This is a genomic window from Streptomyces sp. MH60 (genome assembly GCF_002939385.1).
Lineage (GTDB): Bacteria > Actinomycetota > Actinomycetes > Streptomycetales > Streptomycetaceae > Streptomyces.
Genome location: NZ_MULI01000029.1, coordinates 38,286 through 57,044, shown reverse-complemented (window position 1 = coordinate 57,044; position 18,759 = coordinate 38,286). Strand labels below are relative to the sequence as shown.

The 18,759-nt window shown below is 73.0% G+C and carries 22 protein-coding genes; 15 read left to right on the top strand and 7 right to left on the bottom strand.

Going from position 1 to position 18,759, the window contains the following annotated elements:
- Positions 1-74 precede the first annotated feature (74 nt).
- Together BZZ08_RS19590 and BZZ08_RS19585 are read left to right on the top strand one after the other, a co-directional pair.
- Entirely contained in the window at positions 75-476 is a 402-nt protein-coding gene (locus BZZ08_RS19590; RefSeq protein ID WP_104633555.1) for a DUF6153 family protein, read from the top strand.
- A gap of 120 nt (positions 477-596) precedes the next feature.
- Entirely contained in the window at positions 597-1,259 is a 663-nt protein-coding gene (locus BZZ08_RS19585; RefSeq protein ID WP_104633554.1) for a DUF305 domain-containing protein, read from the top strand.
- Between the two features lie 96 nt (positions 1,260-1,355).
- Here BZZ08_RS19585 and BZZ08_RS19580 read toward each other — a convergent pair whose 3' ends face one another.
- Positions 1,356-1,673 (bottom strand): metal-sensitive transcriptional regulator, encoded by a 318-nt coding sequence (locus BZZ08_RS19580; protein WP_104633553.1) that lies wholly within the window; start codon positions 1,671-1,673, stop codon positions 1,356-1,358.
- 171 nt (positions 1,674-1,844) lie between these two features.
- Here BZZ08_RS19580 and BZZ08_RS19575 point away from each other — a divergent pair, with 171 nt between their 5' ends.
- Genes BZZ08_RS19575 through BZZ08_RS19560 form a run of 4 tightly spaced genes read left to right on the top strand, consistent with a single transcriptional unit; the run spans position 1,845 to position 4,871 of the window.
- On the top strand, positions 1,845-3,215 hold the full coding sequence (locus BZZ08_RS19575) for an MBL fold metallo-hydrolase (RefSeq protein ID WP_104633552.1): 1,371 nt from the start codon (positions 1,845-1,847) through the stop codon (positions 3,213-3,215).
- Between the two features lie 56 nt (positions 3,216-3,271).
- Positions 3,272-3,631: a rhodanese-like domain-containing protein gene (locus BZZ08_RS19570; RefSeq protein ID WP_104633551.1), complete on the top strand. Its 360-nt coding sequence runs from the start codon at positions 3,272-3,274 to the stop codon at positions 3,629-3,631.
- Positions 3,628-4,269: a sulfite exporter TauE/SafE family protein gene (locus BZZ08_RS19565; protein ID WP_104633550.1), complete on the top strand. Its 642-nt coding sequence runs from the start codon at positions 3,628-3,630 to the stop codon at positions 4,267-4,269. The genes BZZ08_RS19570 and BZZ08_RS19565 overlap by 4 nt, the downstream gene beginning before the upstream one ends.
- Before the next feature lie 29 nt (positions 4,270-4,298).
- Positions 4,299-4,871, top strand: a complete 573-nt coding sequence (locus BZZ08_RS19560) for a rhodanese-like domain-containing protein (protein ID WP_104633549.1) — start codon at positions 4,299-4,301, stop codon at positions 4,869-4,871.
- 111 nt (positions 4,872-4,982) lie between these two features.
- Here the strand turns inward: BZZ08_RS19560 and BZZ08_RS19555 are convergent, their stop codons facing one another.
- Positions 4,983-5,261, bottom strand: a complete 279-nt coding sequence (locus BZZ08_RS19555; protein WP_104633548.1) for a heavy-metal-associated domain-containing protein — start codon at positions 5,259-5,261, stop codon at positions 4,983-4,985.
- A 219-nt stretch (positions 5,262-5,480) separates the two neighbouring features.
- Here BZZ08_RS19555 and BZZ08_RS19550 point away from each other — a divergent pair, with 219 nt between their 5' ends.
- The 5 genes from BZZ08_RS19550 (at position 5,481) to BZZ08_RS19525 (ending at position 9,351) form a co-directional block, all read left to right on the top strand.
- The gene (locus tag BZZ08_RS19550) at positions 5,481-6,284 is read left to right on the top strand and encodes an alpha/beta fold hydrolase (RefSeq protein WP_104633547.1); all 804 of its coding nucleotides are present in this window, start codon (positions 5,481-5,483) and stop codon (positions 6,282-6,284) included.
- Entirely contained in the window at positions 6,284-7,555 is a 1,272-nt protein-coding gene (locus BZZ08_RS19545; RefSeq protein WP_104633546.1) for a PP2C family protein-serine/threonine phosphatase, read from the top strand. Before BZZ08_RS19550 ends, BZZ08_RS19545 begins: the two co-directional genes overlap by 1 nt.
- Positions 7,552-7,890 carry an STAS domain-containing protein gene (locus tag BZZ08_RS19540; RefSeq protein ID WP_104633545.1) on the top strand — a complete coding sequence of 113 codons (339 nt, stop codon included), beginning with the start codon at positions 7,552-7,554 and terminating at the stop codon, positions 7,888-7,890. The genes BZZ08_RS19545 and BZZ08_RS19540 overlap by 4 nt, the downstream gene beginning before the upstream one ends.
- A gap of 270 nt (positions 7,891-8,160) precedes the next feature.
- Positions 8,161-8,640 carry a DUF4396 domain-containing protein gene (locus BZZ08_RS19530; protein ID WP_198601576.1) on the top strand — a complete coding sequence of 160 codons (480 nt, stop codon included), beginning with the start codon at positions 8,161-8,163 and terminating at the stop codon, positions 8,638-8,640.
- Between the two features lie 63 nt (positions 8,641-8,703).
- Entirely contained in the window at positions 8,704-9,351 is a 648-nt protein-coding gene (locus BZZ08_RS19525) for a precorrin-8X methylmutase (RefSeq protein ID WP_104633543.1), read from the top strand.
- A 29-nt stretch (positions 9,352-9,380) separates the two neighbouring features.
- On the opposite strand, the gene BZZ08_RS19520 is transcribed toward BZZ08_RS19525, so the two are convergent.
- A complete protein-coding gene (locus tag BZZ08_RS19520) occupies positions 9,381-10,163 on the bottom strand; it encodes a cobalt-precorrin-6A reductase (RefSeq protein ID WP_104633542.1) in 783 nt (260 codons plus the stop codon).
- Between the two features lie 241 nt (positions 10,164-10,404).
- Between BZZ08_RS19520 and BZZ08_RS19515 the strand changes: the two genes are divergently transcribed.
- Genes BZZ08_RS19515 through BZZ08_RS19505 form a run of 3 tightly spaced genes read left to right on the top strand, consistent with a single transcriptional unit; the run spans position 10,405 to position 13,377 of the window.
- Positions 10,405-11,124: a hypothetical protein gene (locus tag BZZ08_RS19515; protein WP_104633541.1), complete on the top strand. Its 720-nt coding sequence runs from the start codon at positions 10,405-10,407 to the stop codon at positions 11,122-11,124.
- A 7-nt stretch (positions 11,125-11,131) separates the two neighbouring features.
- Positions 11,132-12,724, top strand: coding sequence for a hypothetical protein (locus tag BZZ08_RS19510; protein WP_104633540.1), 1,593 nt, complete (start codon positions 11,132-11,134; stop codon positions 12,722-12,724).
- Positions 12,721-13,377: a TIR domain-containing protein gene (locus BZZ08_RS19505; RefSeq protein WP_241965515.1), complete on the top strand. Its 657-nt coding sequence runs from the start codon at positions 12,721-12,723 to the stop codon at positions 13,375-13,377. The genes BZZ08_RS19510 and BZZ08_RS19505 overlap by 4 nt, the downstream gene beginning before the upstream one ends.
- Before the next feature lie 203 nt (positions 13,378-13,580).
- Here BZZ08_RS19505 and BZZ08_RS19500 read toward each other — a convergent pair whose 3' ends face one another.
- Positions 13,581-14,378 (bottom strand): macro domain-containing protein, encoded by a 798-nt coding sequence (locus BZZ08_RS19500; RefSeq protein ID WP_241965514.1) that lies wholly within the window; start codon positions 14,376-14,378, stop codon positions 13,581-13,583.
- Between the two features lie 248 nt (positions 14,379-14,626).
- Here BZZ08_RS19500 and BZZ08_RS19495 point away from each other — a divergent pair, with 248 nt between their 5' ends.
- Positions 14,627-16,108 (top strand): macro domain-containing protein, encoded by a 1,482-nt coding sequence (locus BZZ08_RS19495; protein WP_104633539.1) that lies wholly within the window; start codon positions 14,627-14,629, stop codon positions 16,106-16,108.
- Positions 16,109-16,262: 154 nt separating this feature from the next.
- On the opposite strand, the gene BZZ08_RS19490 is transcribed toward BZZ08_RS19495, so the two are convergent.
- From BZZ08_RS19490 to BZZ08_RS19480, 3 genes are read right to left on the bottom strand one after another with little or no spacing between them, the layout of a single operon-like run.
- Positions 16,263-16,787, bottom strand: a complete 525-nt coding sequence (locus BZZ08_RS19490) for a hypothetical protein (RefSeq protein ID WP_104633538.1) — start codon at positions 16,785-16,787, stop codon at positions 16,263-16,265.
- Positions 16,788-16,846: 59 nt separating this feature from the next.
- Positions 16,847-17,359: a RipA family octameric membrane protein gene (locus BZZ08_RS19485; protein ID WP_104633537.1), complete on the bottom strand. Its 513-nt coding sequence runs from the start codon at positions 17,357-17,359 to the stop codon at positions 16,847-16,849.
- The gene (locus BZZ08_RS19480) at positions 17,356-18,699 is read right to left on the bottom strand and encodes a transferase (RefSeq protein WP_104633573.1); all 1,344 of its coding nucleotides are present in this window, start codon (positions 18,697-18,699) and stop codon (positions 17,356-17,358) included. The genes BZZ08_RS19485 and BZZ08_RS19480 overlap by 4 nt, the downstream gene beginning before the upstream one ends.
- Positions 18,700-18,759: the final 60 nt, after the last annotated feature.

Below are 18,759 nucleotides of genomic sequence, written 5' to 3'. Positions count from 1 at the left end.
GAGACGCCGGCGGGGGCGGCCCCCGATCGCGCCGTCACAGCTGCCGCTCCCACGAGGGCTCGTACGATGGGTGCGTGACCAGGAGCCCCCGATCAAGCAGCCGCCCTGCCGGGCGGCTGTTCGTGCTGCTGGTGATGGCGGTGCTGGCCGGCGTGCTGGGCATGCATGGCCTCGCTCCCGGGGTGACGCCGACCGCGCAGAAGGGCGCAGGCCACGCGATGGTGCTGGCCGCGGCGGACGGCGTGCCGCACGCGGACGGGGGATGTACGCACACGGAGGGCGGATCGAGCCACCTCGCTCACGCCGACGGGACATGTGCGGCTGCCGGTACGGGTTCGGCGTACACGCCGCCCGCGCTGACCGGCGCCCCGCTGGACGCGCCGCTCGTCCCTGCGCCCGTTGCGACGTTCTCCGGGTCGCCGCATGACGGCCGGGGCCCACCCGATCTTTCCGAGCTGCAACTCCTGCGGATATAGAGCGGCCCGCTCGGTACCCCCGTAGCCGGTGTCTCCCGGTGACGGGTGCCGTGCTTTCGCACGCCCTGACATCTCTTCGCACCGCGCGCCGACGACGGCGCGCCAAGGAGTTGCACCACCATGATCCGCAAGCGTTCCCTCGTCCGCCGTACCGCCGCCGTCGCCGCCGCCGCGGGTGCGGCAGCACTCGTCCTGGCCGCCTGCGGCGGCAACGGCGACGGCGACGGCGACGGCGACAGCCCGGCCGGACACAACGGCCACAACGCCACCACCTCCTCGTCCGCCCCGGCATCGGCATCGGCATCGGCATCGCAGGGACAGCACAACGCCGCCGACGTCGCCTTCGCGAAGGGGATGATCCCCCACCACCGCCAGGCCGTCGACATGGCCGGCCTCGCGCCCGACCGTGCGCAGTCGGCCGAGGTGAAGAAGCTCGCCGCCGACATCGAGAAGGCCCAGGACCCGGAGATCAGGACGCTCTCCGGGTGGCTGACCTCCTGGGGCGAGGAAGTGCCCGCCGAGGGCGCCATGGACCACTCCATGCACGGCACCGGCGGCATGATGACGGCCGAGGAGCTGACCGAGCTCGAGAACGCCTCGGGCAAGGCGTTCGACACCGCCTTCATGGAGATGATGATCAAGCATCACGAGGGCGCGGTCGAGATGGCGAAGACCGAGCAGGCCGACGGCGCCTACGGACCGGCCACCAGGATGGCCGGAGGAATCATCAGCTCACAGAGCGCGGAGATCGAGCAGATGAACGGACTGCTCGGCAAGGACTGACCGCTCACGCCGGTGCGGGGTGGACGCCGAGGCGTCCACCCCGTCGCGAGACGCGCACAGGGGGGGCGGCGCCCGGGCCGCCGCGTGCCCGCTCGGTCACGCGAGGGCGAGGAAGAGCTTCTCCAGTTGCTCCTCGTTCAGATCGCCGCCGTCGGGGGAGGTGAGGCATTCGCGCATGTTGGTCGCGATGATTTTGAAGCCTGCCCGGTCCAGGGCGCGGCTGACGGCGGCGAGCTGGGTGACCACGTCACGGCAGTCGCGTCCTTCTTCGACCATGGTGATGACTCCGGCGAGCTGCCCCTGTGCGCGGCGCAGGCGGTTGAGTACGGCGCGGACGGCCGCCTCGTCGTGACCGGTTGCGGCAGACGCGTCGGCAGGGTCTTCGACGGCGGACTGTGCCGGGTGTGACGTCATGTACTGCTCCTCTGTGTGGGTGTGCCGACGGCCGGTACGCCCCTGAGTCGTACGGCGGCCCTCTCGTGCCAGAAGGGCCACACCGCCTCCCATGATACCCCCGGGGGTAATTTGCTACGGTGGAATCAATACCCGGGGGGGTATCCATGGAGTGAGGAAGTGACACCCCGCATGTTCTTCGTCGACACGATCGAGATCGAAGGGCTGGGCAACCGGCACTACCTGGCCGGCGGCTCCCGCACCGCCGTGGCGGTGGACCCACCGCGCGACATCGACCAGGTGATCGGTGCCGCGGCACGGCGTGGTGTGCGCATCACGCACGTGGTGGAGACGCACCTGCACAACGACTACGTGACCGGCGGCCTGGAGCTGGCGCGGGTGACCGGCGCCGCCTACCTGGTGCCCGCCGGTGCGCGCGTGTCGTTCGCCCGTGTCCCGGTCCGCGGCGGTGACGTGATCGGCATCGATTCCGGACTGAGCCTGCGGGCGGTGGCCACGCCGGGTCACACTCCGCACCACACGGCCTATGTGCTGGAGGAGGACGGCGTCGCGGCCGTCGCCTTCACCGGAGGTTCGCTGCTCATCGGCACGGTGGGCCGTCCCGATCTGGTCGAGCCGCGCCTGACCGAGCAGCTGGCCCGGGCCCAGCACGCCTCGGCGCGCCGGCTCGCGGCCGAGCTGCCCGATGCCGCCGCGGTGCTGCCCACCCACGGTTTCGGCAGCTTCTGCTCCTCCGGCCAGGCCGCGGGCGCTACCAGCACCATCGGCCGGGAGAAGGGCGTGAACGACGCGCTGATCCGGGACGTCGACACGTTCGTCGCGGAGCTGCTGGCCGGACTGGAGGACGTGCCCGCCTACTACGCGCACATGGGTCCGGCCAATGCGGCAGGCCCCGCGCCGGTCGACCTCACCCCGCCCGCCGTCGCGGACGGTGAGGAGATCGCCGCGCGGCTGGCGGCCGGTGAGTGGGTCGTCGATCTGCGCCACCGGGTGGCGTTCGCCGAGGGGCACGTGGCGGGCTCGTTCAACTTCGAGGCCGACGGCAAGCTCGCCACCTACCTGCCGTGGCTGATGCCCTGGGGCAGGCCGGTCACGCTGCTGGCCGACAGCCCCGAGCAGCTGGCCCGGGCGCAGCGCGAGCTGGTCCGGGTGGGCATCGACCGGCCCGCGGCCGCGGCCACCGGAACGCCGCGGCAGTGGGTGCGTGAGGGGGAGGAGCCCGTCTCCCTGCGCCGGGCCGTCTTCGCGGACCTGGCCGCCGAGCGGAGGGCGGGGCGTGAGCCGGTGGTGCTGGATGTGCGGCGCGACTCCGAGCGGGCCGGCGGCTGGATCGAGGGCTCGGTGCACATCCCCGTGCACTCGCTGCCGCAGCGGATCGGCGAGGTACCGGCCGGGACGGTGTGGGTGCACTGCGCGGGCGGAATGCGCGCGGCGATCGCGGCATCCCTGCTGGACGCGGCCGGCCGGGAAGTGGTCGCCGTGGACGACGGCTTCGACGGCGCGGCCGATGCGGGCCTGACCGTGACCCTGCCCAAGCCGTGATGAACGACCCCCGGCCGCGGGCCCGCCCGCCCGGGGCATGCGAAGGAAAAACTCTGATGCTCTTCTCCCGTCGCGGCCCCGGCCGCGTGACCGCCGCTGAGGCCCACGAGGCCCTCCAGGAGGAAACGGCGCTCCTGCTGGACGTACGCGAAACGGCCGAGTGGCAGGCCGGACATGTCCCGGGTGCCTGTCACCTGCCGCTGTCCCGGCTCGCCGCCGATACCCGCGTTCCCGGCGCACGGCCCGGCCTGTGCCTGGTGGTGATCTGCCGCTCGGGCCGCCGCTCCCGGCAGGCCGCCCGGCTGCTGTCGCAGCGGGGCTTGGCGGCGGCCGACGTGATCGGCGGCATGGAGCAGTGGGCCCGTCACGGTCTGCCCGTTCAGGACGCCCACGGCGGGCCGGGCACCGTCATATGAGCACCCTCGTCCTGGCGCTGATCGCCGGCGCGGTCGTCGGCCTGGTCCTGGGCGGTCTGGGCGGCGGCGGCAGCGTCCTGGCCGTGCCCGCCATGATCTACCTGCTCGGCTTCAGTGCGCTCGCGGCCACCACCGCCAGTATCCCGCCCGCCCTGCTGGGCGGCGCCGTTGCCGGCCGCATCCCCGCCCCCGTCCTGACCGTTGCGTTCTCGGTGATCGCCGCCCTCGCCGCCTGGCGGATGCTGCGCCCCGGCCGCCCGCCTCGGCCATACGCCGGACCGGCGCGGGCGGCCGGGGCCGGGGCCGGGCTCGGCGCCCTCACCGGCGTGCTCGGCGTCGGCGGCGGCTTCCTTGCCGTACCCGCCCTGCTCAGCGTGCTCGGCCTTCGGATGAAGGCGGCCGTCGGCACCAGCCTCCTGGTCATCACCATCAACTCCCTGGCCGCCCTGTTCACCCGCGCCCACACCGCCGGCGGCCTCGACTGGACCGTCCTCGCCCCCTTCACCGGAGCGGCGATCCTCGGCGCCTGGGACGGCAAACGCCTCGCGGCCAGGCTCCCCGCCGAACGGCTGCAGCGGGTGTTCGCCTACGTCCTGCTGGCCGTGGCCGCCTTCATGCTCCTCGACACCCTCATCTGATCCGTCACCGCATACGAAAGAGGAAACCCGTGCTCACCACCCTCAACGCCACCTCCGCCCGCGAGCGGCTGCACACGCTGACCGTCCTCGACGTGCGCACCCCCGGCGAATACGCCACCGGTCACCTGCCCGGCGCCCACAACCTTCCCCTCGACGACCTCGATCAGGCCCTGCCCGCCCTGCACGAGGCGGCCGGCCGCAGCGACCTCCTCATGGTCTGCGCCTCCGGCGCCCGCTCCCGCAGGGCCTGCGAGCTGCTGGCACGCCATGGCATCCCCGCCGCCACCCTGGACGGGGGAACCACCGCCTGGACCACCGCCGGAGGCGACCTGCACCGGCCGGCCCCCACCACCGCCCGCCCCCGGTGGGCGATGGACCGCCAGGTCCGCCTCACCGCGGGCAGTGTCGTCCTGCTCGGCCTGCTCCTCGCCGTACTGGTCCACCCCGCCTTCCAGCTGCTCTCCGCCGCCATCGCCACGGGCCTGGTCTACTCCGCCCTCTCCAACACCTGCGCCATGGCCTCACTGCTCGGCAAGCTGCCCTACAACCGCCCCAACCGGGCCGCCCTCGACAGCACCTTGGCCGCCCTGCGCCGCGGCTGAGCCCGCCGGGCCCCGGCCGACCCGATGCCTGCTCAGCCTCGGATCGCGGCTCCGAGAAACGAGAGAGGGTGGCCGGGCCCGCGGGCGGGCCCGGCAGGTGTGCGGAACGCTTCAGGCCGCGCGGCCGGTGAGCTCGTAACCGGCCTCGTCGACGACCTTGGCCAGCAGCGCGTCGTCGGACTCGTCCTTCGTGGTAACGCTGACCTGGCCGGCTTCGAGATCTACGTCAACCGCCAGGACGCCCTCCAGCGCGCCGATCTCCTTCGTGAGCGTGGCCTTGCAGTGGCCGCAGGTCATCCCGGAGACGGCGTAGACGGTGGTGGTGCCCGCCGTGACCGTGGCCGCGGTGGTGCCGGTGGAGCAGCTGCCGTCGGGGGCGCAGCAGGACATGGGTTCCTCCTAGACAAGACGATCGATACCCCCAGGGGGTACCCTGGCGTCCTCATATATACCCCCGGTGGGTATGCCTGGCAAACATGGAACGCTGGACACCCCTCTCGGTTCCGCCCATCCGGCACGGAGGTGGAATCGGCATCGGGCGGCAGCTACTGGGGCCGGTGATCGACGGCCGCACGGAAGAGCGGGCCGGTAGCTGAGAGAGTTGGGGGTATGGATATCGAACGCCGGAACAATGTCACCGTCACCGGCAACCCTCGGGGCCGGGCCGTGGTGCTGGCTCACGGGTTCGGCTGCGATCAGAACATGTGGCGTCTGACCGTGCCCGCTCTGGCCGAGGACTACCGGGTGGTGATGTTCGACTACGTCGGTGCCGGCCGCTCCGACCTGTCCGCGTTCTCGGAGGGCCGTTACGCCTCGTTGGACGGTTACGCCCGTGATGTGGTGGAGGTGTGCGAGGCGCTGGATCTGCGCGACGCGGTGTTCGTGGGCCACTCGGTCAGCGCGATGATCGGCGTGCTGGCCGCCGGAACGGCTCCGGAGCGCATCGGGGCGCTGGTGATGGTCGCCCCGTCTCCGCGGTACATCGACGACGCGGGCTACCGGGGCGGGTTCAGCGCCGCGGACATCGACGAGCTGCTGGAGTCCCTGGAGTCCAACTACCTGGGCTGGTCGGCGGCGATGGCACCGATGATCATGGGGAACCCGGACCGGCCCGAACTCGGTGAGGAACTGACGAACAGCTTCTGCGCCACCGACCCGGACATGGCACGGGTCTTCGCCCGCACCACGTTCCTGTCCGATTCGCGGGACGACCTGAAGGCCGTGACGGTGCCGACACTGATCCTGGAGTGCACCCAGGATGTGATCGCCCCCCGGGAGGTCGGGGCCTTCGTTCACCGGACGATCACGGGCTCCGAGCTGGTCACGCTCGACGCCACGGGGCACTGTCCACACCTCTCCGCACCCGAGGCCACCAACGGGGCCATCACCGACTTCCTTGCGCGCCTGCGGTGATGTGCCGCAACGGGCCGGAGCCCGACTGCGAGAAGGGGTCGACCGCGTCATTCGCCGCCCTGCTGGAGGACAGCGCCGAGGAACTCTACGAAAACGCGCCCTGCGGATATCTGTCCACGCTGATGGACGGCACCATCGCCAAGATCAACGCCACCCTCCTGCGCTGGCTCGGTCTGAAGGCCGACGCGGTGGTGGGCCGGATGCGCTTCGCAGACCTGCTGACCGTGGGCGGCAAGCTGTACCACGAGACGCACTTCGCGCCCCTGCTGCGGATGCGAGGCGAGATCAGCGGCATAGCCCTGGAGATCAAGCAGGCCGGAGGCGGCCGTATACCCGTGCTCGTGTCCTCCGTCGTCAAGCACGGCGAGAACGGCGAGCCCATGCTGATCCGCACCACGGTCTTCGACGCCCGGGACCGCCGTGCGTACGAGCAGGAGCTTCTGCGGGCCCGTAGAGCAGCCGAGCAGGCGCACGAGCAGGCGGAGGCCGACCGGGCCCGGCTGCAGGACGCCCTCGCGGTACTGCAGCAGTCACTGCTGCCCGCCACCCTGCCACCGGTGCCGGGGATGGAAGCGGCTGCCCATTACCGCACCGCCTCTCCGGACCGGCTCGGCGGCGATTTCTACGACCTCTTCGCCATCGACGGCGACCGTTTCGCCTTCTTCCTCGGCGACGTGTGCGGCAAGGGTCCACAGGCCGCCGCCGTCACCTCACTGATCCGCTACACGCTGCGGGCCGCGGCCCTGCACGACCCCGATCCGGTGGGCGCCCTGACGACGCTCAACCACGCGCTCCACGAGCGCTACACGGGGGACGACCCGCGCTACTGCACCACCGTCTTCGGCACCCTCGAACCTCACCCCACGAGGGGAGAGGTCACCGTCCGCATCGCCTCCGGCGGCCACCCGCCGGCGCTCGTCCTGCGCGCCGACGGCAGGGCCGACTTCCTCTCCACCCCCGGCGGACTCCTCGTCGGCGTCCTGCCGACCGCACCCTTCACCGCCGCCACCACCACACTCGGTCCCGGCGACGCCCTTGTGCTGTACACCGACGGCCTGACCGAGGCCCGTACGGGTGCAGACCGTACCTCCCTCTACGGGGACGAGGCCCTGCTCGAGTTCGCCGCCCGTCACGCGGGCCAGTCCGCGCAGGCCGTCATCCGCGCGTTGACGGACCTGCTGGACGACTTGGGTGACGGCCTCGACGACGACACCGCCCTCCTCGCCCTCGGCGTGCCCGCCTCACTTTCACCGACGAGAAAAGCCGCATGAGCCCGCTGAGGATCACCAGCCAAGACGCCGCCACCGGTCCCGTACTGAGCATCTTCGGGGACCTCGACTACACCACCGCCGCCCAGCTGCGCGAACGGCTCACCACCCTCACCCTCCACCCGGGCCAGCGCCTCGTCCTCGACCTGACCGGGCTGACGTTCTGCGACTCCAGCGGTATCACCGCCCTGATCGCGGCCCGCAACCACGCCGCCGCCTTCCACGCGGACATCGCGCTCGCCGCCGTTCCCGCCCACACCCTCCGCGTGCTGCGCATGGTCGGCCTCGACCAGATCTTCCCCCTCCACCCCGACAGCGACGCCGCCACTCGGCCCTGAACCGCGAAGGACGGTGCGCTGAGGCCGTCGGTCGGCACACGTGGCCGGAGCAACCGAGCGCGATGGCCGGCTCCGTCTCCGCGGTCGCCGACCGCGACGCCGTACCGCGCGGCCGCTCCCGGGAACAGCTTGAGTACGTGCTCGTCCCCCACCGCGTGGACCGGCTGCGACCCCTCCGTGAATCGGGAGACACCCACCGCCGAGGTGCCTGCCACCACCGACCGCTTCCCCTCTGGACTGGATACCCCCCTGGGGTATATGTTTCCCGTCATGGACCACAGCACGCACCACTACACCGGTCATGAACACGGACACGGCGCCACCTGGGCGACCGCGACGCGGGCGACGCTGCACTGCCTCACCGGGTGTGCCGTCGGCGAGATCCTCGGCATGGTCGTCGGGACCGCGCTGATGTGGGGCAACGTGCCGACCATGGTGCTGGCCATCGCCCTGGCCTTCGTCTTCGGCTACTCCCTCACCCTCTTCGCGGTGGTGCGCGCCGGAGTGTCCATGAAGGCCGCGGTCAAGGTGGCGCTGGCCGCCGACACCGTCTCCATCGCCGTGATGGAACTGGTCGACAACGGCATCATCGCCCTCGTACCGGACGCGATGGACGCGCACCTGTCCGACGGCCTGTTCTGGTACGCCCTGCTCGGCGGCTTCGCCGTGGCGTTCCTGATCACCACGCCGGTCAACAAGTGGATGATCGGCCGCGGCAAGGGCCACGCCGTCGTGCACGCCTACCACTGACCGCGGCGTGGGTATGCTCCCCGCCGTGGCCGTCCGCCGACCGAGAGCAGCGAGAAGAGCACTGTGACCCCGCACGACTCCGCCGAGTACGAGTACGAGAAGGACGGCGCGGCCATCTACCGCCAGTCCTTCGCCACCATCCGCGCGGAGGCCGACCTCTCCGGCCTGCCCTCCGACGTCGGCCGGGTCGCCGTCCGGATGATCCACGCCTGCGGCATGGTCGACCTGGTGCGCGACCTGTCCTGGTCCCCCGGCGTCGTCTCCCGCGCCCGCGAGGCCCTGAAGGCCGGCGCGCCCGTGCTGTGCGACGTACGGATGGTGGCCAGCGGTGTGACGCGCGCGCGGCTGCCCGCGGACAACGACGTCGTGTGCACCCTGTCCGACCCCGCGGTCCCCGAGCTGGCGGCCAGGCTCGGCACCACCCGCAGCGCCGCCGCCCTGGAGCTGTGGCGCGACCGGCTGGACGGTGCCGTGGTCGCCGTCGGCAACGCGCCCACCGCGCTCTTCCGGCTTCTGGAGCTGATCGACGCGGGGGCGCCCCGCCCGGCCGCCGTCATCGGCGTACCCGTCGGCTTCGTCGGTGCCGCCGAGTCCAAGGACGCGCTGGCCGCCCACCCCTCGGGCGTGGAGCACCTCGTCGTACGGGGCCGTCGCGGGGGCAGTGCGCTCGCCGCCGCGGCGATCAACGCGATCGCCAGCGAGGAGGAGTGACCGCGGCCCGGCAACGGCCGGGTAGGTGACTAGTACGGGAGTCGGCGCCCGGCCTGGGCCTCCCGGACCCACCGCGCCGCCTGTTCGGGTGCGGCCACGACCGGCACTCCCGCGGGCACCGGCGGCCTGCGCACCACGACCACGGGCAGCCCCGCCTCACGGGCGGCCGTCAGCTTCGGTGCCGTGGCGGCTCCCCCGCTGTCCTTGGTGACCAGGACGTCGATCCGGTGCCGGCGCAGCAGCTCGCGCTCCCCGTCGAGGGTGAAGGGGCCCCGGTCCAGCAGGACCTCCATGCGGGGCGGACAGGGCACCCCGGGCGCGTCGACGGACCGGACGAGGAACCACGGGCCGGCCAGACCCGCGAAGGCGGCCAGGCCCATGCGGCCGGTGGTCAGGAAGATCCGTCGGCCGAGGGCGGGCAGCAGGGCGGCGGCTTCCGTCAGGGAACCGGCCTCGTACCAGACGTCCCCCTCGCCCCGCCGCCAGCCGGGCCGGCGCAGCGCGAGGAGGGGGACCCGGGCGGTGGCGGCGGCGTGTGCCGCGTTGAGGCTGATGGTGCCGGCGAAGGGGTGCGTGGCGTCGACGAGCAGGTCGACGGTGTGTTCGCGGAGCCAGGCGGCGAGTCCTTCGGCGCCGCCGAACCCGCCGACGCGCACCTCGCCCGGCGGCGTCCTGGGCGCGGAGACCCGTCCCGCCAGGGAGTTCGTCACCCGCAGCCCCGGCAGCGGTCCGGCCGGTCCCGCCGGACCGGCCGCCAGCAGTTCGGCGAGGCGGCGGGCCTCCGAGGTGCCGCCGAGGATCAGCACGTGCACGGCAGAACTCTCCCTTCCTGCGGTTCTCGCGGGTGGGTCGACCCAAGCACACCCTCCGCTCCGGGCCGCTCCCCGTACGTCCGGCCATACCGGAAGCCGATCGGAAGCGCATCGGAACTCCAGAAAACTGGTTCCGGAAGCGCCGCCACTGGTCGGATCGGTCGATGCACATGGCACATCGGCCCACTCGGGGCGCGTGCCGTATCCGCCCGGCCGGATACCGGCGGCAATGAGGTGACAGATGAGCAGTACACGCGTCCCGTCCGGCGCCCGGGGTTCCTACCCCGCACCAGGGCTCGCACTCACGCCCGGTCCCGTACGCAACCAGGCCCTGACCGTGATCGCGATCCCGTTCGTCCTCATAGTCGTGCTGGCCGTCGTGCTCGCCACGACCGGCCCGGACGACGGGGTCCCCTCCACCGACGGGCTCTACGGCAGCGGAGCGCTGCCGGGCTGGGGGTCCGACACGACCGACGACGGCACGGCCGACGACGGCACCGACCCGGACGGCTCCGGCGGCCTGACGGGCGGGGACTCGTACCCCTGGGGCGACGGCACCAGTGAGGGGACGACAGGCGGCACGTACGAGGACGACACGTACGGCGACACCGACACCCCCACGGACGACACCACGACCGACGACACCGCCACCGACGGGGCCACCACCGACGCGTCCGGGCCGGAGGCGACCGTGACGGCGTACTTCGACGCCATCAACAACAGCGACTTCGCGACCGCGTGGGAGTTGGGCGGCAAGAACCTCGACCAGGACTACGACTCCTTCGTCGCCGGCTTCGCCACGACCCAGCGGGACGACGTCACCGTGACCGGCACCTCCGGCGACGACGTCTCGGTCACGGTCGTGGCCTGGGAGACCGACGGCACGCAGACGACGTACGTGGGCACCTACACGGTCGGCGGCGGCGTCATCACCGCGGCCGACATGCGGGAAGGGAACTGAGCCAGCCATGACCACCCACGCCGCCCCGCCGCCCCCGGACGCGACCAGCAACGCCACCCGCCTGATGTGCGCGGGCACCTACCTCGACCCCCTCTACCGCAAGGGGGTCATCCGGGAGCTGCTGACCCACCGCTACCGGGTGGTGGCCCCCTCCTACGGCTACGACGCGGCGCCCGTCCTGGCGCACGCGCTGGCCGCCCACAACCTGCGCCGCAACCAGCTGATCGCCCTCGGGACGGGCGCGGTCGTGGTCGCGCTGCTCATGGCCGCGGACGTGCTGGGCGGCTGGACGGCCGCCCTGTTCGTCTTCTGGCTCGCCTGGGCCACGATGTTCCTGCGCCGGCTCGCCATCCTCCAGACCCTCGCCGAGCACCTGGCGCCCCCGGCGGACGACCGCACCGGATTCGACGGCTCCCACCCGATCACCTCGCGGCTCACCCCGGAACTGGTCGGCAAGATCAACCGCGAGCAGGGCTCGGACACCGTGTACTACGGCGGCTACAAGCCGTTCGTCGGTGCCGGCCACTCCATCAAGCGGTGGGCCAACGCGGAACTGCTGCTCGGCGTCCCGAAGTCCCGGGCCGGCGCCTTCGGCCAGGGCCTGCTCAACGGGCACGTCCCCGCCCAGCACGGTCCCGCGGACGACCCGGACGGCACGGACGGGACCGGGCGGACGGAACGCAAGCCGATCATCCCGTTCACGGTCGAGGACATCACCACCCGGGTCTGCGAGGAGATGCTCGCGGAACTGCGCGACAAGCCCGCGCCGAGCGACCGCGTCGAGCTGCTCTCCGTCGACCGGCGCCGGTTCACCAAGGCGGTGCGGACCGCCGAGGGCAGCGATCCCGTCGCCGTGCTCCTGGACCCGCCCGACCCCGGCCGGCCCGACCACCACGCGGGACACTGGCGGGAGGACTACGACGCCCGCCGCGAATACCTGTGCGTCCGCATCGGCGCCTGGCAACAGGAGCTGGTCACCTCGGTGTTCATCGGCTTCGACATCAAGGGCAGCACCCTGCACACCGAGTTCTACACCTACGTGCTCGGTCCCCTGCCGGAGAGCTTCCACCTCGCCGACCGGCTGCCGGCCGCGATCGACGGCAAGCTCATGCTGCGCATCGCCTGGGACGTGACCCGCAGCGCCCCCGGCGAACTCCTGCGGCTGATCGCCAACCCGCTGCGCGAGCGGCTGCCCAGCCGCTTCGGCACCGACACCGTACGCAAGCTGGTGGGCCAGCCCGCCGACACCAGCGAGTTCCGGCTCGGCCGCTACGCCCTGACCGCGGTGGACTGCGGCGCCCTCACCAGCGTCCGCGAGCTGGCGCCCAACCGCGACTTCCACCACTTCTTCCAGGAATCGGACACGATCAAGTACATCCAGATCATCGAGCGCCACCTGCTGCAGATCGTCGGCGACTTCCTGCGCGACCACGACGTCGACACCCGCGAGCACGACGCGAACCAGACCAACATCCTCCAGCAGAACTTCGGCGCCAACAGCACCAACAACTTCGGCGGCAACCAGAGCGTCGGCAACACCAACACCACCCAGACCTTCGGGAACAACTCCGGCGTCACCAGGGAGGCACGGCAGGCATGAGCGGGCCGCAGTTCCACGGCAACAGCTTCGGCCAGGGCAGCACCAACAACTTCGGGGGCAACCAGAGCGCCGGAAACACCGACACCACCCAGACCTTCGGCGACAACTCCCCCCTCCACGCCGCGCCGCCCGCGCCGTCCACCCCGCCCGCCCAGCCGTACGCCGACGGATGGCGGCGCCAGGCCGCCGCGGGGCCCGGGGACGCCGAGCGGGCCCGCAGCGTCTTCGTCGTGCACGGCCGCGACGACCAGGTGCGGCGCGAGATGTACGAGCTGCTGCGCCGCCTCGACCTGCGGCCCAAGGAGTGGGAGGACCTGGTCCGGGCGACCGGCCAGGCCTCGCCCTTCCTCGGCGACGTGGTCGCCGGCGCCCCCGCGCAGGCCCAGGCGGCCCTGGTCCTGCTCACCCCGGACGACGTCGTCACCCTCCACCCCGAACTGCGCGGCCGCAACGAACCCGACTACGAGACCCGGCCGGTGTGCCAGCCGCGCCCCAACGTCCTCATCGAGCTGGGCATGGTGCTGATGGCCTACCCGGAGCGCACGCTGATCGTCGAGGTCGGCGGGGTGCGGCCGATCGCCGACATCGCGGGCCGCAACGTCATCCGCTTCGACGGCTCCAGACGGCACTCGGCAAGGTCGTGGAGCGGTTGAAGCTGGCGGGCTGCACGGTCAACGACACCGGCTCCGACTGGCGCCAGACCTACCCGTTCAAGCACCTGTCCGCCTACCACCGCCGGCCGTAGCCGTCCGGCGGATCCGGCGCCGCTCGGGGGACCGGCGCAACCGGCCCCCGGGGCACGTCCCGTCACCGCGGTACGTGTCCCGGGGGCCGGCGCCGTCGCCGGGCCCGGGCGCTACGCGGCACCGCCCGAGCCGGCCGCCGCCAGCACCCCGAGGAACGCCGCCACCTCCGTCAGGTCGACCCGCTCCAGCTCGGCGGGGCGCAGCACGACCCGCAGTTCGCGGCAGATCACCCGCTCCCGGGAGTGGGTGATGAAGGACAGCAGTATCAGGCGCAGCAGGCTCTCCTCGTCGAGCCCGTGCAGCCGGGACAGGCCCGAGCCGATCAACGGCACGGCGACCCGGTCCAGTTGGCCGTGCCGGTAGACGGCGTCCCACACCCGGCCCAGGCTCAGCCACAGCTCCTCGGTGCTGGAGCGCGCCACGCAGTCGTTGCCCAGCCGGCTGTGGGCGACCCCGAAGACCAGCCGCGGCCTGCTGCCGAGCACCGCCACCGTGCCCACCGGGTAGCGGTCGAGCTTGCCGTACGGCTTGTCCGCGCGCGTCTCCCGGGCCACCGGCACGGCCGCGCCGAGGGCGGCGTCCAGCTCGTCGTCCAGCCGCCGCACGTCACCGTCGTACCGGCGCTCCAGCAGTTGCCCCTGCACGCTGCTGCCGCTGATCACCACGCCGTCGCGGACGTCGGTGTCGAAGGTGTCGGAGAACCCGACGACGAGGTGGGCGGACTCGTCGAAGAGGTCGCCCGGCCCGACGGTCACGGACATCCGCGGCCGCCCGAACTCCTGGCACACGACCACCGTGGGCCTGCTGCGCACCACGGCCCAGCCCAGGCACAGCAGCACCGACGCCGCGGCCACCGGCGCCGGGCCGGGAAGGGCCCCGGGCCACAGCTGCCCCACGAACTGCAGCACCGCCGACACCCCGCCGAAGGCCGCCATCACACTGCCCGCGAACAGCCGCCGGGTCCGCGCCCCGCCGAACGCGCCCCGACGGCCCCCGCGGCTCAGCCGCCCGCTCCCCCGCGGCGGACGGACGACAGGACCGGTCCCGCGCGAACCGACCGAAACCACAACTCCCCCAAACGGACAATTGATACGCTGCCGAAACCTCCCCCGCGACCACCGGTCGGGAGAGGGCGAAGCGAGTGGAGACCACTTGTATGGCGCGCATCCGTGTGAGCGTCCTGGGTCCGGCCAGGCTCGAAGTCGACGGCGTACCCGCTCGGTTGACCCCGCTGACGACACGGCTGCTGGTCCGCCTGGTGGCGGCGGACGGCGAGTCCGTCCCGGTGCGCCGGCTGCACCGGGACGTGTGGGCACTCGACGGCGAGCAGCCGCACGCGGCCCAGCGCCACCGCAACGAGGTGCAAAAGCGCGTCCTCGAACTGCGCCGCGCCCTCGACCCCGCGCAGCGCGGTGACGGCGCCCGGGTGCTGCGCACCGAGCAGCTGCTGGCCGGCCCGGCGCCCGAGACGGCGTACCGGCTGGTGCTCGCGCCCGAGGAGCTGGACTGCGCGGAGTTCACCGAGCTGGTCGACTCCGCGCTGCTCGCGGCCCCCGCGTCGGCCGCCGACCGGCTGGCCGCGGCGCTCGCGCTGGTGCGCGGCCGTCCCCTGGCCGAGGCGGGCGACGAGGACTTCGCCCGGCCGCTGGTGCGCCGGCTCACCGCGCTGTACGAGACCGCCCGCCGCCAGCTGATCCGCAGCCGCATGGACCTGGGCCGCCACGACCTCGCGCTGCCGGTCGCCGAACGGATGGCCCGGGAGCGGCCGGACGACCAGGACGTCGCCGAACTGCTCGGCGCCCTGCGGGCCCGGCTGCGCGAGCGGCACGGGCGGGAGCTGCTGCGGCAGCCGTTCCCCGGCGCCGGTGACCTCGTGGTGGTGCGCGGCGACCTGTTCGACCAGGAGGACGCCAATCTGGTGATCGGGTTCACCGACACCTTCGACACCGCCACCGAGCAGGACCTGGTGATCAGCCGGGAGAGCGTCCAGGGCCAGCTGGTGGAGCGGCTGTTCGGCGGCGAGCGCAAGCAGCTGGACGACCGGATCCAGGCCGGTCTCAGGGCGTTCAGGCCGCTGCGCACCGAGCGGGTCCAGGACAAGCCGCGCGGCCGCCGGGTCCGCTATCCCCTCGGCACCACGGTCCCGCTGACGGTGGACGGCCGCCGGGTCTTCGCCGTGGCCTACTCCCGGCTCGGCAACGACCTCGTGGCCCGTTCCGGACCGGCCGACCTGCGGGCGAGCCTGGACACCCTGTGGCCGGCCGTCGCCCGCTACGGCATGTACCGGCCGGTCGCGATCCCCCTGATCGGCTCCGGTCTCGCCCGGATCGTGGAGCTGGACCGCACCCGGCTGCTGCTGATGATCGTGGAGAGCTTCGCGGAACACTGCCGCCGCGATCCGGCGACCGCCCCGGAGCTGCGCGTCGTGATCCGCCCGGCCGACCTGGAGCGGACCGACCTGTCGGTGCTCGGCACCTATCTGCGCACCGCGCGGCTCCCCGGTGCCCGCGGCGGCACGGACTCCGGCACCGGCTCCCGCACGGGCGCGGGCACCAGCGCCGACGTCGGCGCCGGCCCCGGGAGTCAGGACACCGGGGCCGGCGCCGGCGACAGCGGTGGGGCGTACGGCCGCCGGTGACGTCGACATGCCTCCACGGCACCAGCGATCCCGCTTCCGGAACCAGCGGCGCACCGCTTCCGAACCGCTTCCGATCAGGCTTCCGGCGCTGATCGGGCGCCGGTCCGCGGCCGGTCGGCGGCGCTGGCGCTGGCGCTGGCGCTGGCGGCGCTTCCTACCGGGATGCCGCGCGGGCGGCCCCGTCCGGCCACACGACGTCGACGGGGATCCCCGCCTCCCGGGCGGCGAGGACCACGTCGGCGGTGCCGCCGCCCCGGCCGCTGGGAGGTTCGCCGTTCCACACGGCCACCAGCCGGTCGGCGCGTTCCAGGAGCAGGGCGTTGGCGGCCTCGTACGCCTGCCGGTCGGCCCTCTCGTAGGGCAGTACGACGACCTCGTCGGCGGCCTCGGCGAGGCGGTCGAAGAGCGGGGCGCCGTCCGGCTCGACCGTGCTGTGCCGGTAGTCCCGCGAGGGGACGACGACGACCAGGCGCCCGCCGGCGGCCAGTACGGCTTCCGCGAACAGCGAGTCGGCGCCCTTGGCGATGCAGGAGAGCCCGACGAACGACTTCCCGGAGCCCGGCTCCTGGTCCCGGTCCGGGTCCCGGTAGCGGTCCAGCAGTTCGTCCAGGGCGGCCCGGACCACGGGGACGCTCTCGTCCGTCAGGTCCATGTGCCCGGTCACCGCGAGGGCCGTCACGGTCTCCCCCTCGGTCGGTGGCCTGGTGGCAGGCCCCGGATCCTACCGCTGCCCGCGGCTCACCGGGCGGCGAGGGCGCAGAATCCCATGAGGTAGGAGACGGCGAAGACGACCGGCACCCACTGCTCGACGTAGGTCAGGGGCAGATACCGGCGCCAGTCCCGGCCCTCGCCCAGCGCGCCCCACTCCGCCCGGCTGTACGCGAACGCCGGGAGCCGCTCCTCGAAGGCGCCGATCACCGCGTACTTGGCGCGGTTGAGCTGCCGGTACGAACGCACCATGACGTACCAGGCGGCGCACTGGACGAGCAGGATGAGCAGCCCGGCCAGCAGCAGCGGGACGGAGGCGTCGGCCAGTGCGCCGGCCGACACCGCGGCCACCACGGCGACGACCGCGCTGTTGAGCGACAGGAAGAACGTGTTGGTCAGGTTCCGCCGGGCACTGACCCGGTCGGCCATCTCCACGCAGAGCTTGTACTGGTCGAGCACCGCCTGCCGGTAGCGGTCGTCGGCCACCGAGTACTCGGACGGGCCGACCTCCGTGTTCCACAGCGCGTCCCCGGTGTCGCTCATGCCGCGCGGTCCCTCCCGTCCGCCCGGCGTTCGAGTGCGGTGAGGCGCACCATGGCGGGCCACACGGCGCGGTCCAGCGAGCCCACGAGCTGGTCCTCCAGCGGTGAGGGCCGGCGCAGGGCGGTGAACTCCGCCGTCCAGTCCGGCCCGAAGTGGATGACTCCCCGGACCCGGGACGACAACGCGCGGCCGGGCCGGTACGCGGGCAGCACGCCGGGTGTCAGGTCGCCCGCGAGCGCGCGGAACTCGTCGTACGCCCTCTCCTTCATCGGTACGAGCAGCAGCAGCCGCTCCGGGGGCAGGATCCGCATCGCCTCGCGGATCTCCCAGAGCGTCCCCGCTCCCTTCCCGAGCACGATCACGACGAGGGCGGCGCCGCGCATCATGGTGCTCACCGGGGTCTGCCAGCCGTCCAGCGGCAGGTACATCCGCCGGGCACCGGCCCGGGGCACGCGCTCCCCGGGCGCCCCCACCCCGACGAGGGGGCCGGCCCAGGAGAGGGCGTCGGCGATGCGCTCCTCCTCGCCCTGGCCCGTGCTGACGGCGGCGGCCAGCCAGGCGCCCACCAGGGGGATGCGATGGGGGCGTGCCAGCCGCCGGTCGTCGCGGAAGGAGCGCAGGTACAGGACGTACCGGCGTCCGGCGAGGTCGTCCGGGGAGGAGATGACGGTGTCGTAGTACTGGGCGCCGGTGCGCAGGAGCGTGTTGCCCATGCCGATCAGGAGCACGGTCTGCACGAGCAGGACGGCGATCGCGAGTGGCCCCCACCACGGGTGGTCGTCGGTCGTCACGATGTCCCGCACGGCGAGCAGGGCCAGGCAGAAACACAGCGAGCCGAGCCCGCAGACGACCGCGCCGAGCACCCCCGTCGCGCCGAACGGGATCCAGCGCCTGCCGGGCCGCGGCTCGCCGAGCGGCTCGGCGGGCTCCAGCAGCCCGTGCTCGGCACGGTGGCGCCGCGACGCGGACAGATCGAGCTGGGCCGCGCGCCGCACCTTCCGGCCACTCGTGAACACCTGGAGGCCCAGGAAGTAGAGGAGGGCGGGCTGCCCGGCGGGACCGAGCGAGCCGCTGCGCACCACCACGTAGTAGGAGGACCCCTGGAGCAGGACTCCCGCCGCGCACACCACGGTCCCGCCGGCCAGGTGCCACGACGCCGGCTTCCTGCTCGTGGCGTAGAGCAAGGCCACCGCGGCCACGCCGCACAGCACCGCCGCCTGCGCCGGCCCCCAGGTGACGGCCACCAGGAGGGACACGGGGAAGACCCCCACCACCCACCGGGGCATCGGGAACTCGGGCGGCCGTTCGGACTCTCGCGACACGGGCTCGGGTCTGCTCATCTCGGCCACACCGTAGTGAGCCGCCGACCGGGCCCGACGGGTTCCCGACCGGCATCACCC

What these genes read in the sequence shown, in the direction of transcription:
- BZZ08_RS19570 (WP_104633551.1), top strand. Translation starts at nt 3,272, where the DNA reads ATGCTCTTCTCCCGTCGCGGCCCCGGCCGCGTGACCGCCGCTGAGGCC.
- BZZ08_RS19485 (WP_104633537.1), bottom strand. Translation starts at nt 17,359, where the DNA reads ATGAGCGACACCGGGGACGCGCTGTGGAACACGGAGGTCGGCCCGTCC.
- BZZ08_RS19580 (WP_104633553.1), bottom strand. Translation starts at nt 1,673, where the DNA reads ATGACGTCACACCCGGCACAGTCCGCCGTCGAAGACCCTGCCGACGCG.
- BZZ08_RS19550 (WP_104633547.1), top strand. Translation starts at nt 5,481, where the DNA reads ATGGATATCGAACGCCGGAACAATGTCACCGTCACCGGCAACCCTCGG.
- BZZ08_RS19480 (WP_104633573.1), bottom strand. Translation starts at nt 18,699, where the DNA reads ATGAGCAGACCCGAGCCCGTGTCGCGAGAGTCCGAACGGCCGCCCGAG.
- BZZ08_RS19515 (WP_104633541.1), top strand. Translation starts at nt 10,405, where the DNA reads ATGAGCAGTACACGCGTCCCGTCCGGCGCCCGGGGTTCCTACCCCGCA.
- BZZ08_RS19540 (WP_104633545.1), top strand. Translation starts at nt 7,552, where the DNA reads ATGAGCCCGCTGAGGATCACCAGCCAAGACGCCGCCACCGGTCCCGTA.
- BZZ08_RS19545 (WP_104633546.1), top strand. Translation starts at nt 6,284, where the DNA reads ATGTGCCGCAACGGGCCGGAGCCCGACTGCGAGAAGGGGTCGACCGCG.
- BZZ08_RS19555 (WP_104633548.1), bottom strand. Translation starts at nt 5,261, where the DNA reads ATGTCCTGCTGCGCCCCCGACGGCAGCTGCTCCACCGGCACCACCGCG.
- BZZ08_RS19505 (WP_241965515.1), top strand. Translation starts at nt 12,721, where the DNA reads ATGAGCGGGCCGCAGTTCCACGGCAACAGCTTCGGCCAGGGCAGCACC.
- BZZ08_RS19495 (WP_104633539.1), top strand. Translation starts at nt 14,627, where the DNA reads ATGGCGCGCATCCGTGTGAGCGTCCTGGGTCCGGCCAGGCTCGAAGTC.
- BZZ08_RS19585 (WP_104633554.1), top strand. Translation starts at nt 597, where the DNA reads ATGATCCGCAAGCGTTCCCTCGTCCGCCGTACCGCCGCCGTCGCCGCC.
- BZZ08_RS19565 (WP_104633550.1), top strand. Translation starts at nt 3,628, where the DNA reads ATGAGCACCCTCGTCCTGGCGCTGATCGCCGGCGCGGTCGTCGGCCTG.
- BZZ08_RS19530 (WP_198601576.1), top strand. Translation starts at nt 8,161, where the DNA reads ATGGACCACAGCACGCACCACTACACCGGTCATGAACACGGACACGGC.
- BZZ08_RS19510 (WP_104633540.1), top strand. Translation starts at nt 11,132, where the DNA reads ATGACCACCCACGCCGCCCCGCCGCCCCCGGACGCGACCAGCAACGCC.
- BZZ08_RS19575 (WP_104633552.1), top strand. Translation starts at nt 1,845, where the DNA reads ATGTTCTTCGTCGACACGATCGAGATCGAAGGGCTGGGCAACCGGCAC.